Annotated in this window: 15 protein-coding genes; 5 read left to right on the forward strand and 10 right to left on the reverse strand. The window is 58.0% G+C overall.

What is annotated here, in order from left to right; all coding sequences use genetic code 11:
- The first annotated feature begins 84 nt into the window (after window positions 1-84).
- From purC to purQ, 5 genes are all read left to right on the forward strand, one after another.
- Window positions 85-864: a phosphoribosylaminoimidazolesuccinocarboxamide synthase gene (gene purC, locus BUQ90_RS00705; RefSeq protein ID WP_074203259.1), complete on the forward strand. Its 780-nt coding sequence runs from the start codon at window positions 85-87 to the stop codon at window positions 862-864.
- A gap of 144 nt (window positions 865-1,008) precedes the next feature.
- Window positions 1,009-2,223, forward strand: a complete 1,215-nt coding sequence (locus BUQ90_RS00710) for a transferrin-binding protein-like solute binding protein (protein ID WP_074203260.1) — start codon at window positions 1,009-1,011, stop codon at window positions 2,221-2,223.
- A gap of 342 nt (window positions 2,224-2,565) precedes the next feature.
- Complete coding sequence (locus BUQ90_RS00715; RefSeq protein WP_159436999.1) at window positions 2,566-3,657, forward strand: surface lipoprotein assembly modifier; 1,092 nt, start codon at window positions 2,566-2,568, stop codon at window positions 3,655-3,657.
- A 119-nt stretch (window positions 3,658-3,776) separates the two neighbouring features.
- On the forward strand, window positions 3,777-4,034 hold the full coding sequence (gene purS, locus BUQ90_RS00720; protein WP_074203262.1) for a phosphoribosylformylglycinamidine synthase subunit PurS: 258 nt from the start codon (window positions 3,777-3,779) through the stop codon (window positions 4,032-4,034).
- Window positions 4,034-4,690 carry a phosphoribosylformylglycinamidine synthase subunit PurQ gene (purQ, locus tag BUQ90_RS00725; protein ID WP_074203263.1) on the forward strand — a complete coding sequence of 219 codons (657 nt, stop codon included), beginning with the start codon at window positions 4,034-4,036 and terminating at the stop codon, window positions 4,688-4,690. The genes purS and purQ overlap by 1 nt, the downstream gene beginning before the upstream one ends.
- A 139-nt stretch (window positions 4,691-4,829) precedes the next feature.
- Here the strand turns inward: purQ and BUQ90_RS00730 are convergent, their stop codons facing one another.
- From BUQ90_RS00730 to BUQ90_RS00775, 10 genes are all read right to left on the reverse strand, one after another.
- Window positions 4,830-5,954 carry an OmpA family protein gene (locus BUQ90_RS00730; protein ID WP_074203264.1) on the reverse strand — a complete coding sequence of 375 codons (1,125 nt, stop codon included), beginning with the start codon at window positions 5,952-5,954 and terminating at the stop codon, window positions 4,830-4,832.
- A 194-nt stretch (window positions 5,955-6,148) separates the two neighbouring features.
- On the reverse strand, window positions 6,149-6,598 hold the full coding sequence (locus BUQ90_RS00735) for a DUF2793 domain-containing protein (protein WP_074203265.1): 450 nt from the start codon (window positions 6,596-6,598) through the stop codon (window positions 6,149-6,151).
- Window positions 6,599-6,697: 99 nt separating this feature from the next.
- Entirely contained in the window at window positions 6,698-8,914 is a 2,217-nt protein-coding gene (locus tag BUQ90_RS00740; RefSeq protein WP_074203266.1) for a GTA baseplate fiber-binding domain-containing protein, read from the reverse strand.
- Window positions 8,915-9,352, reverse strand: a complete 438-nt coding sequence (locus tag BUQ90_RS00745; protein WP_074203267.1) for a C40 family peptidase — start codon at window positions 9,350-9,352, stop codon at window positions 8,915-8,917.
- Complete coding sequence (locus BUQ90_RS00750) at window positions 9,349-10,167, reverse strand: DUF2163 domain-containing protein (RefSeq protein ID WP_074203268.1); 819 nt, start codon at window positions 10,165-10,167, stop codon at window positions 9,349-9,351. Before BUQ90_RS00750 ends, BUQ90_RS00745 begins: the two co-directional genes overlap by 4 nt.
- Complete coding sequence (locus BUQ90_RS00755) at window positions 10,164-12,512, reverse strand: DUF2460 domain-containing protein (protein WP_074203269.1); 2,349 nt, start codon at window positions 12,510-12,512, stop codon at window positions 10,164-10,166. Before BUQ90_RS00755 ends, BUQ90_RS00750 begins: the two co-directional genes overlap by 4 nt.
- A 30-nt stretch (window positions 12,513-12,542) precedes the next feature.
- Window positions 12,543-13,118 (reverse strand): tail tape measure protein, encoded by a 576-nt coding sequence (locus BUQ90_RS00760; RefSeq protein WP_074203270.1) that lies wholly within the window; start codon window positions 13,116-13,118, stop codon window positions 12,543-12,545.
- Window positions 13,111-13,323, reverse strand: a complete 213-nt coding sequence (locus BUQ90_RS00765; protein WP_074203271.1) for a phage tail assembly chaperone — start codon at window positions 13,321-13,323, stop codon at window positions 13,111-13,113. The genes BUQ90_RS00760 and BUQ90_RS00765 overlap by 8 nt, the downstream gene beginning before the upstream one ends.
- Window positions 13,316-13,657 carry a GTA-gp10 family protein gene (locus BUQ90_RS00770; RefSeq protein ID WP_074203272.1) on the reverse strand — a complete coding sequence of 114 codons (342 nt, stop codon included), beginning with the start codon at window positions 13,655-13,657 and terminating at the stop codon, window positions 13,316-13,318. The genes BUQ90_RS00765 and BUQ90_RS00770 overlap by 8 nt, the downstream gene beginning before the upstream one ends.
- Window positions 13,650-14,057 (reverse strand): phage tail tube protein, encoded by a 408-nt coding sequence (locus BUQ90_RS00775; RefSeq protein ID WP_074203273.1) that lies wholly within the window; start codon window positions 14,055-14,057, stop codon window positions 13,650-13,652. Before BUQ90_RS00775 ends, BUQ90_RS00770 begins: the two co-directional genes overlap by 8 nt.
- Between the last annotated feature and the right edge of the window lie 10 nt (window positions 14,058-14,067).

Genomic DNA, 14,067 nt, shown 5'->3' on the forward strand with positions numbered 1-14,067 from the left:
GCGCTGCCCCGAACGGTTCGAGTCCAGGCGATTCGACTTTTCGGGGCATGATTTTTCGCTTCCAATGCGAGTAGGAAACTGCCCATGTCCCGTCGTCGCCAGATCTACGAAGGCAAAGCCAAAATTCTTTATGAAGGTCCGGAACCCGGCACCATCATTCAGTATTTCAAGGACGATGCCACCGCCTTTAATGCGGAGAAAAAGGGCACGATCAGTGGCAAAGGCGTGATCAACAACCGGGTCAGCGAGCATATTTTTTCGCAGCTGACCCATATCGGCATACCCAGTCATTTCATCCGCCGCCTGAATATGCGGGAACAGCTGGTCAAGCAGGTGGAAATTGTTCCTATCGAAGTCATTGTCCGCAATGTTGCGGCCGGGTCCCTGTCGAAACGCGTGGGCATCGAAGAAGGCACGCCATTGCCGCACACCTTGCTGGAATATTGCTACAAGGACGATGCCCTGGGTGATCCGCTGGTTGCCGAAGAGCATATTGCCTGCTTCGGCTGGGCGACTCAGGAAGAAATGCAGGACATTTCGTCCATGGCGATCCGCATCAACGATTTCATGGCCGGCATGTTTGCCGGGATCGGCATAAGGCTAGTGGATTTCAAGCTGGAATTCGGCCGCCTGTTCGACGGAGATTTCTCGCGGATCATCCTCGCTGATGAAATCAGCCCCGACGGGTGCCGGTTGTGGGATCTGGAAACCAACGAAAAGCTGGACAAGGACCGGTTCCGCCGCGACCTTGGCGGCGAAGCCGAGGCCTATCAGGAGGTTGCCCGGCGCATGGGCCTGCTGCCGGAAGGTGGCCTGAGCGAAGTGCTCGACCTGGATAGTGAACGAAAGAAGCGCGGAAAGTAACCATAGTTTTTTGTCCGGCTTTTAGACCGGCCTGCGCATTCCCCAGATACGGGGGCAGGCAAAAAGCTCGGATGGTTTACGCGATCTTAACCAGCTGAATGATAGCAGTGCCCTCATGTGGAACTCATGTGAGGAATTATTCCGATGCGCCTTCTGATCCTGTTAGCCAGTACAACCATGCTTGCCGCCTGTGGCGGCGCCGGCCCGCAAACTGCCGGTGGTAGTGCCCCTCCAGGTGGCGGGGTTGGCGGCGGTGGCGGCGGTGGTACCGGCAACCCGCATAGTTTTGTCGATCCGTCGGAAGTCAGAACTTATAACGGAATCGGCTCCAGTCAGCACTTGGAAATTGCAGAAGGCGGTGGCGAGCTTTATAACAGCAACGCAACGACCGTCCGCAATAGCGGTGTGACCATTTCCTTCGATCCGCGTAGCGCAGAATTCACTTTCAGCTATGTTGACCCCCTGGCCAGCGTCAGTATCACTTCCACCTTTCAGGACCCCGCACACAGAACCGATTTTGGCGGAAATCTTGAACCTCAAGTGGGTATTAATGAATTCACTACCCCAAACGTCCGGTATCTGGAAACCAGCACTGCCACGAATGGCAGCATTCTGCCCAGATCGCCAAATCCGTTCGGCGTAAATGCACCAAACGAATTGAATTTTGTGCTTGATGCGGAAGCTGATGCCGGCAGCGGTGTGGCGACGACCTTCTTTTACCAGTTGCCGGGTACCGAAACCCAATATGTCAGTTTTGCCGGGTTTGCCCGCAACAACTACACTGCGTCCAGAGATGACAACGGCGTGATCATCGAGTCCTACAAACTTGATCGCGGGGCATTTGCATTTGGTGAAGTCACGCCAAGAGACGACGTCCCGACCACCGGAACGGGGACCTTCAGCGGCCCCATGGTGGCTACGATGGTCTTCAACGATGATCTGGATACCGTCCTCAAATCCAGCTTGTTCCAGTGGATTGAGGGGAGAGCGACAACCAATGTCGACTTTGGCGCCAATACCTTCAACCTGGATCTGACGGGCACCGTATTTGGTCCACAATTCTATGATGGCGGTGGCACAGCCCATACGGTTGCCAATGGATCGACCTTCAACGCTTCCGGCAGCGGAGCAATTGATTTCGTGCAATATGGCGGTTTTCAGGGTGCATTTGACAGCGCATCATTCAGCGCTCCCGGTGCGGACGTTGTTCTCGATCAGCGCTATTTGAGCGGATCCAGTATTGACGGAACCTTTTTCGGTCCGGCCGCAGAGGAAGTTGGCGGCGGTTTCAGAATCGTCGGCGGTGTACCGGATGAACGCGTCGATATCATGGGTGCATTCACAGGCGTGCGGCCATAGGCAGATCTGATGATGAAAAGGGTCGTTTCATCAGGAAGAGCCGATCTGTTTTCGGGGATACTGGCGAGTGCTTTCGTCTGGGCCCCGGCAACGGCGAGCGTCGGCGATACAGCGGATGTCAGCGCAAATGCTGTCGCGACGGCGATTCAGCCGCGATGTGACACGTCGGGGCTGTGCCGGCTTCAAGTGACACCCAGGCAGGTGCTCGCAAAAGCCGAAGAACTGGTGCTCAGCAAAAACTATGAAGCGGCCAAACCTCTTGTCGAGGCACTGGCCCAGGTTCCCGAATTCAAGATGCAACATCGGTTCCTCGCCGGCTTTATCGCCGTCGAGAGCGGTGACATGAAAACCGGCATCAAGAATTTCCGTGCGATCCTGAACGATAATCCCGGGCAAACACGCGTGCGCCTTGAACTCGCCCGCGCCTATCTCATGAGTGGCAAGGAAGCGAGCGCAGACTATCATTTCAGGCTGGCACAAAATGACGAAAATCTTCCCGAAGAGATAGCCCGTACCATTCGCAACACACGCAGTATCTTGCGCGATCAGCGGGTGTGGCGGTTCAGTTTTGATTTTGGATTTGCGCCCGATACCAATATCAACGGTGCTACGGACGCAGAAACAATCGACATCAACTTTGGCACCAGCAAATTGCCTTTGACGCTGGATGAGGATGCCCGCGAACGTTCGGGCATAGGTCAAACAGCGAGCTTTTCCGGTGGTGTGCGGCTAAAAGCGACAGACAAGCTTGCAGTTCTTTTTGACGCCAATACAAAGGTCGTGAACTATTCCGGGAAAGCTGCGGATGACATCGTTGGTCAGATCGCGGTCGGCCCCGAGCTGCGTGTAGCCAGATATGCCCGTCTGTCCTTTCAGGCCGTCGGGCAACAGCGATGGTATGGCGGACGATTGGCTACTCGTGATTATGGCGCTCGAATTGGCTTCCAAACCGCGCTCAGCCGCGGCCAGCGCGTCGGAATTGAGCTTGACGGTAGACGTACAGAATCAAAGTTCAGTGATGACTTCAGCGGCTGGCAACTTGGAGCCAACGCTACCTACGAGCATTTGATCGGCAAATCACTCATCGCATCGGCAAGTGTTTTTGTTCGCCGTGATCTGTTGAATTCCGATGGGCATTCAAACATCAGCTATGGAACAAATCTGGGCATAGGCGGTGAAATGCCATTCGGCCTGAATGCCGGTCTGTCGACGAGCATAAGCCGCTCCAGTTTCGATGAAGCCATTACACTGTACTCCTTCGAAAAGCGCAAGGACTGGCGTCTGTTTGGGCGTGCATATATCGGCAGCAGAAAAGTCAAATTGCTCGGATTTTCGCCATCCATCGATTATAACTACTCGCGCCTGGACAGCAATTATGAGCTGTATCGAATGAACCGGCACAGAGTGAATTTCAAACTGGCGAAATTTTTCTGACCAGCCACTATCATTTGGCCGGTTATCGGGTGGAAAGACTTTCCGGCACCCTCTTGCTCCTGACGATCACCGCGCTATAGGGAAGCAACATAGCACCGGTCATTTGCGAAGCGAGATCCATGAAGCTGAAAATCTATGTGACGTTGAAAAACGGAGTCCTGGACCCACAGGGCAAGGCGATCCATCATGCGCTGGAAAGTCTCGATTTCAAGGGCGTGCAGGATGTCCGGGCCGGCAAGCTGATCGAATTGACGGTCGATGACAATATCGCGGACGCGGATATTGAAGCGATGTGCGAAAAGCTTCTCGCCAATACCGTGATCGAGAATTACGCGATCGAGAAGGTCGCGGATTCAGCTGTTCAGGAAACGGCCTGATGAAATCGGCGGTGATCGTCTTCCCGGGATCCAATTGTGATCGCGACATGGCGGTGGCGCTGGAGATGGTATCCGGAAACAAGCCACATATGATCTGGCATGGAGAGAGCGGTTTGCCGGACGGCCTGGATCTGATTGCCATTCCCGGGGGCTTTTCCTACGGAGATTATCTGCGGTCCGGGGCCATGGCCGCCCGATCAAATATCGTGCCGTCAATCCGGGATGCAGCAAATACAGGCGTCCGGGTGCTCGGTGTTTGCAACGGTTTTCAGATCCTGACCGAAATTGGCCTGTTACCCGGAGCCCTGATGCGCAACAGCCAGATCAATTTTGTCTGCAAGGATGCACCTCTTGAAGTCGCGCCCAATCGGACTCAATTCACTGCAGCATATCCGGCGGAAGAGTTGATTTCGATTCCTGTCGCGCATCACGACGGGAATTATTTTGCTGCCGAAGACGAGCTGGATAGACTGGAAGATGAAGAACGCGTGGTTTTTCGTTACGCCGAGAACATCAATGGCTCAGCGAGAAATATTGCCGGCATCACCAATGCCGAGGGAAATATCCTGGGAATGATGCCCCACCCGGAGCGGGCGATGGACAGCAAGCATGGTGGCACCGATGGCCGCCGCCTGTTTGAAGCCCTGCTCAACTAGCCAATAAACTGAAATTTACGTGCGCGATGCATCGGCCTGCTTCGGCGGGTCATTGCCTTCGGCCGATTGCTGTTATCGGAATGAGGACAAAAAAAGGGCCGGTCCGAAGACCAGCCCTGAATTTTTCATTTGTGGCAGTTTAGTTGCCGGAACCAGGTCCGTACATGACTTCCACACGACGGTTCTGCGGCTCGCGCACACCGTCGGCGGTTTCAACGCGCGGACGCGATTCACCGAATGCTTCGCTGCTGATCGCACCGCCGCCAATTCCGCGAGATTCGAGATAAGCCCGAACCGCTTCGTTGCGACGCTGTGACAGGCCGACATTGTAGCTGGCAGAACCAGATTTGTCAGCGTGACCAGCCAGCATGACCTGTGCCGAACCACAATCGCCATAAGCCGTAACCGCATTGTCCAGAACCGTAGCGGCTTCTGGTGTGATGTCTGACTGATCCCAGTCAAAGAACACAATGTAAGGTCCAGGCGCACATACCGGTGCCGGTGGTGGCGGCGGTGGTGGTGGCGGTGGCGGAGGAGGTGGTGGTGGCGGAGGAGGAGGTGGTGGTGGTGCCTCTGGCTCACCGCCAAAGTTGTAGATCAGGCTACCCAGAATGGAGTGGGTGGTCAGATCCGCCGACACGTCCCGGCCGGTTGAGTCTACCAGATCCAGTCCGGACTGGTTGAAATAGCGATATTTCAGACCGACGTCCCAGCTGTCGCTGAGCGGTGCACGCACACCTGCAAGCAACTGCCATGCGAAACCTGTATCGGAGTCATCCACCCATGGGAATGAGATAATGTTGGTGACTTCCGTACGCGCTACGCCGACACCGCCGCCGACGAAGCCCTGAAGGCCATCATCATCACCGAAGTCAACAAGACCGTTCAGCATGAAACTCAGAGCATTGACTTCGCCACTTGTCGGAAAGTTAATGCCAGCGTTACCTGTGTTGCCAAGACCGGGGATGAGAACTCCACCGAGATTTGGACCCGGTCCGATAATATTGTCCGCAGCGGCCGACTTGTAGGCAACTTCAGATTCCAGACGGAAATTCCCGAAGTCATATCCGACGATGGCATCAAAATCATAACCTTCATCATGGTCGATCGTTGCGGCATCGGTAATACCTGCAATTTCCAGATCAAGATCTTCTGCAAGCAAAGCACCGCCTTCTACGCCCACATACCACTGACCGTCACGGGCCAGAGCAGGTGAAGCAAGCGCCGTGGAGGCAAGCGCCAAACCTATGGCAAGCTTCCGCATTTATATTCCCCTTCTCATTTAGGTTCTAAAATTCACGGCGCTTTGTAACCTTTCGTCCCATCTCTTGCAAGCCGACAAATTCCAGAACTGTTGCGAAAATGTCGCCATTTTCGCCATTTAGATCAAAAAGCGACGCGGTCAGACCGGTGCCGAACGATGAAATGAGGGAAATTGCCGGTGAAACGACGGGTTATTCAGTTTTTCGGCAAAATTGCATGTGTTTGCAATGCGATAAGAATCGAATCGATAACCGCGCGAGCTTCGCTGTCTATCGTCGTTCCCGCAGTGGCGGATGAAACGGGATCACAGTGCAGCCAGGTGTCCTGGCGAAAAATTGCCGCAACCGCTGAATCCGCCAGCATCACACGCATCCCTTCGACCGGGGCTATGAATTGCCAGCCATTATTCGTCCAGGCTGCGATTTTCCCGGCATGACCCGCCCAATCACCAGTTGCGCTGGCTGCGACCAGCCAGCACTGGCCATTTTCGGGTGCAAGAAGACCGGGATCGGCGGTGATTGCCTGCACGACCGGATCGATCAGGAAGTCGACAAGCGTGATCGCTTCATTGTGGAACAGTTCTTTGTGGGCCTGCCCAGCCGCTAGCAAAGGCAGCTCGTAGCGAGCCGTGTGATATTCGGCCATTTAACGTCTCCAATATGTCTCGGGAATCAGGAAATCGGTTTGTCAAACCGGCTGGCGCAAGCACTTCGGTGGCCTGCTGCGAACGGACGCGAAATTTGATTACAATGGAATGTCGATGGTCAGCGGATCCGACCAGCCATATCTTCCGATCTGGCGGATATCCAATGTCAGACGGATTGCCCCGGAACTGCGGTACAGCTGCACTTCGGCGGAGGATAATTGCCACTCGGCCAGGGATGTTTCTGCCGAGAACGCGGCAGCTGGTTCATTGTCCGGCGTGATCAATATGTTGTACCGTTCGGCGTCCTCTCCCAGCGGAACTTCAACGCCATCCAGCCACGGTAGCCCCGATCGCGAGCGACGGGTCCAGCCGACCTGAAGCCCGCCGGCCGAATCAGAGAACCAGCGCGGGTGAACCGGGGACCAGGGACGGAGTGCTCGTCCGGCAGATGAAAGCGAGGCAATCACCGGATCTTCATCATCCCGCCCGACAAAAGCCATGCTCACCGGCTGGAACAGGGGGAAAAATTGCGGCTCGATTGCAGCCAGCCTGCTGTCGACAAGGACGAAGGCCTCGCCATCGACATGACCAGCCAATTCCGCTTCACTCCCGCCCAGTCCGCGCAACAGGCGAGACAGGCGATAGCGGGTCTCATCAAGAGGCATTGCGGATCCGAATTGCAGGATTTCCTTGCCGATTGCTGCCATGTTCCGGCCCGCCAGCAATTGCTCGTCATCAGCATTGCCCAGCGCCATCGTGGAATTGTGCAGCGTGACGACAATGGAATTGCGCCGGTCGATCTGCATCGGATTGGCATTGCCCAGAATGCCGTTGACAACACCCATTGTCGCCGGCGCAGAGATGCGTGTGACCCATTGCCCCGTCCCGCCGCCAGCACCTTCGGAGGCATAGACCTGCGCATTGCGCCAGCCCGCATCACCCGAAGCCGCCGCGTAAAGCCGCGGCTCTTCCGACATCTGCTGCGGTGCTTCGAGGGCGAAAGGCAAGTCCACCAGTTCCGCCTGGGTGATACCGGCCGCCAGATCCGGTTCACTCACCGACCGGCCGCTATCGGTCGATCCTTCTGCGACTGGTGAACCAATGACCTGTCGGGACAGGTGCAGTTCGATGGCTCCCCCCTTGAACTCCCAGTCACGGACGCGCCAGTTTCCCTGACCGTCCGGCAGGGTCAAAACTGTCCCCGGTTTGGCAAGGCCAGCACCAACAGCGAGATGAATTCGCATGGTGGTCCGGTCCTGATATGCTGACCAGATCGCGGTTTCAGCCAGACTGCGAGCCAAAACGGCGGGAAGAGAAGCCGGGATGCCGGTCTGAACGGTAACACGCCCGTTTCCCGGCCGGAATGCCATTTGCAGGCCCGCCTGATAGTCCCGCACCGGATCGTGAAATCGCAACGCTTGGCGCGTAGCCGTTTCGGCCTCCTGCCGGGTCCGGATTTCTGGTGGTTCAATTTGCTGACCATTTAGCTCCCGGACAATTTTCCCTTTGTCGACTGCCAAGGGAGGCCGGACATCTTCCAGGCGGTGAAAGGCCCGATAGCCCGTCCCATCGTTTTCGAGCGAAATCGGAAGAACTTCCATTATCGGTCGCAGTGCGTCCGCACGTGTATTTCCCGAAGCCGAATAACCGGTGAAGCCTGGATCCACAGTCGTGGAAATGACCTCATCCGAGACATCCGCCACCATTACCGGAAGGGACACGGTTCCGTCGTCAGCGAAAATCTCGAATGTCAGCGAGGGAATACGGTTTCCGAAATCCGCCAGGTCCATGTCTTCAAAAACGGCAACCGCAAGGCCCCGAAAAGCGGGAGCGGAGGCCAGACCTTCTGCAGCGGCGATCAGACCATCCGGCCGCTGGTCTTCATGTCCGGCATGGAATCGAAAACCGGTGCGTGACTTGAAGTCTCCTGCGGCTCCGCGCAGCAATTTGCCATCGGCCCATATCCGGCCGACGGAACTGGCAACCCTGCTGGAAAGCGCAACCGCAAAACTCGCTGAATAGCTGTAGGTGGTCGTAGCCGGCCGGCCCTTGCCCCCGCCTTCCCTGTCCCGCGATTCCTGGATATCCGTCGCCCAGATCACGGTACCGGCGACCCGCATCGCGCCGTATATTCGCGGGATCGGAGAGCCATAGCTCGAAGTCTGAACCGCCAGATCCTCGAGGCGCGCACCTTCGCGGGCGGACGGCTTGAAGAGAAATTGCTGGTCGAGGGTCCGGCCGAGCAGCGCACCAATACCTGCGCCAACCGGACCGCCTATGGCGCTGCCGGCAGCGGTCAGCAAGATTGTCGCCATTTAACTCTCCATCAGTCTGAACAGATGTAAAATTCGCCCGTCAGGCAAGCCCGGCGTACAAACCACCCGGCGCAACCCGGCGTGGGCGTGAACCATGCCCTCCGCAGTATGGACGAGCATGTGCAATTGCAGGGGTGCCGGACGGGTCAGCAGGATGTCGCCAATCCGCCATTCAGACACCGAAGATGCCGTTGGCCCGCTGATCTGCCGAAAGCCGAGATGCTGCATGAGGCGGCAAATCCGGTCGGCGTCGCTTGCCCGCAAGCCATAGCCATTGGGAATATCCGCTTTCACTCCGGCGGCGCCGATGCACTGCGCACACAGGCCTATGCAATCGAGGCCCCGGTCCGGATTCCGGCCATGCAGCCGAAAGGGTGTTCCGACGAGAGCGCCTGCTCTGTCTGCAATGGCCTGCGGTCGGTCTGCCTGCAGTGTCATGCGCCGGGATAGCGAGTGAGCAGGTCGTTTCCGGGCAGATGCGGCTCTCCCCGAAAATTGGACATATTGGCAAACCGGTCCCGACAGGTGGCCAGTTGCTTGTCACATCCGGCCGTCAGCAGCACCCTGTCACCTGCTTTTGGCGGATCATGTGGTTCGTCGGCAAGGGTCAGGTCATTCCCTTCTCCCGCCATGATCACGGCCTCAAGGCCACAATTGGTCCCCGAAAGCCAGCGCATGCGGCCGAGACCATAGACCGGCGCGGTACCGGACAAACCGGCACATTCCACAGTGCTCCCGCTTGCCGCCGTCACGACCAGTTCCTTCTGATGGGCATGCAGGCTGAGCTTGCAATGCGCATCCCCGAAATGCGCGCGGCAAGTCGGCGAGGTTGCAGGCACGATCGACTGATCGAGTTTGGCTGTCGCACCTATGACTTCGGCCACAAACTCCTGACCCGATCTGGAGATCTCGCCGAATTCTCCCGCAAAAAGCATGGCCGTTTGGTTTTGCGGCGAAGACCAGTCTGCCAGCAGTACGGACAGGCGCGCGCCGTTCCAGCGCCCTGAAGCCAGATCTGTTTCGGTTATCGCCGGGCTCGTCATGACGCCCTCGATCTCGACGCTGTCCCAGTCCATGCTGTCGCTTAACGAAATGGTGGACGGGACCATCCCGGGGGAGGCGCGGTAACACTGGTCATCAATCCAGATGTCGCGATCATGCGAGACAAAGCCAAGCGCAACGCCATCACACCGTTCCAGCCGCCAGGCATAGGTGCGGGTGGTCAGATCGCCATCCATCCAGTCCAGGCTCATGGGGCTTCCTTCACCTCGAGCAAAGGCACAACCGGGACATCGCCAGCCTGGAATGTCGCATGACTGATGTCGAGCCGGTCCGTCGCAAAGCGCACCGGCACATCAAACAGGAAACCGGCCGTGACCCGCAGCCCGGCCGCAGGGGGGTCATCAAATTCAACCTGCCCGAGTTCTCTCAGTATCCACTTGTCAGTTTCCACATTGTCCACGGCAATAATCAGCGAATCCGGGTCGGGGCGGGTGATGTAACGGACCTGGGGATCAGTACCGTCCTGGGCGTAGCTCTTTGTCAGCGCAAAACGGGTTTGCTCTCCATCTCCTGTGCCAAACAATTGGTCCGTAGCGGCTGGCACACCGGTCATGTCGGCAGAACTGTGATCTCCCGGGTCACGGAACCGAAAGGCCCTGGCCGCCCCGCGGCGAGCCCGGAAAAAAGCCAGCAACTGATCGATTTCCGCATCGCTCCGGATTCCGGGGCCTGCGTCAAATGCGATCCGGGCATCGGCCCATTCACTGTTGCGTGACTCGTGCCCGGACAGACCGGTCATGATGCTGGTCGAAAATTCCGTGGAAACGGTCGCCCCCATCCCGATGGACAGCGGAAATTCGACATCATCAAAGGCCTGCACTTCGGACTCCTCTTCAGCAAAATAGACAAACCCGTCACGGGCAACCTGCGGCAGCGCCCACACGAAGATTTCGGCCGCCTCGCGTTCCTGCGCATCGGTGATCGCTGCAGCCATGTTCCGCCAGATGTGACGGTCCGTTTCATTCAGCACGAAGCCGGCAAAATAATGCTGTTCGCCCGACGGGTAACCCAGCCTTGTGGTCGCCGCTTCGATCCCTTTGCGGGTCGCGGACCGGTTACCGGCAATCACCCAGTCATAATCCTCCAGTTGCAGCACATCGAAAGCCGGCCATGCCCAGCCCGCGGGCAAATTTGCCCGGCGCGCTTCCGGAGCCGCGTCGTCCAATATGGTCGGCAGATAGGCCAGCAACAATGTCTCCGCGCCGGCGGTTCCGGCCTCGTCACGAACCGCGGTCATCAGATTGCTGGTCGATTGCGCGAGCAGCTCGCCTGCCAGATCCAGCATGGCTTTCTGCTGCACGGTCTTGGTCCCGTTGATGTCATCAATTGCCACTGCCTCATCCCCGAAGGCGACCAGGGCAGCGGCATCATAGAGGCAGATCCGGCCATCACTCATGATCCACCACCATGGCTCGCCCACCTGGAAACGGATTGGCGCGCCCACATCCCGGGCAATGGCAACAAAGGCGCGCGCAACCGCCTGAAGATAGGCCATGGCCCCCGCGTGCGCCGGAGACAGCAGCGTCGATGGCGGGTCCCAGCCAGTCAGCGCGGGGTCACCATTTTGCGCCCGCTGCTTCCAGTCATTCCAGCAATGCGTGTTGAACAATTCGTAGGACAGCGACTGGATGACCCCAAAACCCATAGCTGTGGCGCGGCTCAGGAAGTCGCGGTGCCAGGTCGCGCAAGGCTGATTGATCGCCGCAAATTCCTCCCCGTTCTGGGGCACGGAGAGACTGACATAAAGGCCGTCCCCGAGGGTTTCGAGCCGGAAATAGTGGCTCATGCCCAGATAATGGTTGATCGATCCGCGATATCCCAGCGCCCGGATCGAGCGAAGCAACCGTTCCGGTGTCTGGTTAAAGCTGTCATCATAGGCCGTAGCCATGGAAAGGCCATGTTCGGGGACCATGATATCCCCGATTTCGAGCACCGCACCGGCGCCGTCTGTGCTGATCTCGCTGATTTCCACCCATCCGTGCCGGGGCGCGGTGTATCGTGTCCCGGCCCGGTCATATTCCGGCGGAATGATGGAAATGAACAGCCTCACGATATTTTCCGGATGCACCGGGTCCGCTTCACCGGGCAGCAGAAAGCCGCCATCGAGTGAAGAGAAGGCCATCTCGATATCCGCATCTTCCGGCGAGCCGGCGGCGTAATTCCACAGCCGCACATACCAGGATTTCTCATTGCCGGCCGCATCTGTGCCTTCGATTGTCAGGGTCGGGCCATTAACAGCGTTAAGCGGCATGATCCCGGATGAGCGCCAGTGGAAACGGAATGTCAGCCGACTGTAATCGGTGTTCGTCTCATATCGCAAAAGTGGATGATCCAGACGGTCCTCGCTCTCCCAGATCAGACCGGCCAGTTCATCGCTGTTGTAAAATACCGCATCAATCCGCATCGCATCCGCCGCTGTCGTGACCAGTGAGGCCATCATCGGACGCGGGAAATTGGCGGTCCAGAAGCGGGGATCAAATCTCTGGATGGTCGAAGCCTGTTGGCCATTGCGCCTGTCGGCAAGCCAGAATCCCATGATGATCGTCCCTGATTGTGAATCGGTGGTTCAGCTGCGCGATACGAGGGCGCTGCGGATTGAGCGGGCAACCTGTCGGCCAGAGCGACGCAACTGGTCGGGTGCGCTGCCCTGACCATGGTCCGAAACATGGATGGTCAGATTGATGTCCGACCGGGACGGAGCACCTGTGGCAGGCTCAATCCGTCCTGTTGAAGCCGGAACGAAATATTCCGGACCCTGTTCGCCGACACGGTAGGCGCGGCCGGAAACAACCGGTCCGCCGGTGGCACGACCCGGAGCTCCCAGCAAGGCGCTCAAAACCGAGCTCCCGATGCCGAGCAGGCCTGAACTGCCGCCTCCGCCGAACAGTCCGCCAAGACCGCTGGTGATTGCGGCATCGGCAATGTCAGAGATAATCGCCAGTGCGGTCCGCCTGAGGTCTTCAAAATCCAGCGAACCCCTGCGGATGGCGGAACTCAACGCATTGCCCAGCACATCACCCGCGCGCTCGACGCCTTGCGCAAAAGATCCCTCCAGCTCCGTGTTCATGGTGGAAACATCCCGCGCAAATCCGGCCGTGTCGGCGCGCACCTGGACTATCAGTTGTTCAATCTCTTCATCCATCGGGATCGTCTTTCTGCAGTTGTTCGAGTGTGCGCCGATCCAGCGGCCTGACCGGTGCGCCCGGCGAGCCGGCCTCTTCCATTGCTGCAAATATCCCCAGCAATTCATCAGGAGTGGCCGTCCAGAACTGGTCGGGCGTCCAGCCGAGAATCAGGCTCACCTGCCCCCCGATCTGGCGCGCCCTGGCGGCGAAACTGTCAGCCATTTGCCGCGGCAGATTGCGCCGGCTGGCCTTGCAATATCTGGCGCAGCAGGATCTTCAGGACCGGTGTCAGTCGCGCAAGTCCGAGTTCCGCCATCGCTTCATCAAATACCGAGCGGGTCACATGGGCGGGACGGTCACGCAGCACGTGCCAGAACAAGGTCGTGATTTCGGTGAAAAGCAGCTTGCCCTCCGCCGCCCGGTTGACCAGTGCGAACAGGGACCCGAGCTCCGCTTCCGCTGCCGAGAGCGCCGCGAAAGTCGGGCGCAGCACGAGTTGGTCTTCGCCGATCTGCAAAACCGCTTCGCCCCTGACAGCCAGCGCCGGATCAGCCATTGACCACCGCCCCCGAACTTTCCAGGCTCATCGTGTAACTGCGCTCGCCATTGAAATCGCCGCTGTAATCGAGCCGGGCGACGAGAAAGTCTCCCCGCATGATTTCGCCACTTTCAAAGCTCAGTTCATAGCTGTCGATGAGGCCGTTCAAGGCATGATCCCGGATCCGCAGTTCGGCATCCGACCCGGTGAATACCCCGGCGCCGGAAACCGAAACCGACCGTATGCCTGCCCCGGACAGCAGCTGCCGCCAGCCAGCGCTGTCCTTGCTGGTGATCACCACCGGCTCGCCGTTAATGGTCAGTTGCGTCGTGCGCAGACCGGCGATGGTGGTGTAACTGACGGGATCTGCACCATCACCGATTTTCAGGAGAAAGGCGCTGCCTTTTTCTGCTGCCATGATTCTGTTC

The sequence above is a fragment of the Parasphingorhabdus marina DSM 22363 genome (assembly GCF_900128895.1).
Lineage (GTDB): Bacteria > Pseudomonadota > Alphaproteobacteria > Sphingomonadales > Sphingomonadaceae > Parasphingorhabdus > Parasphingorhabdus marina.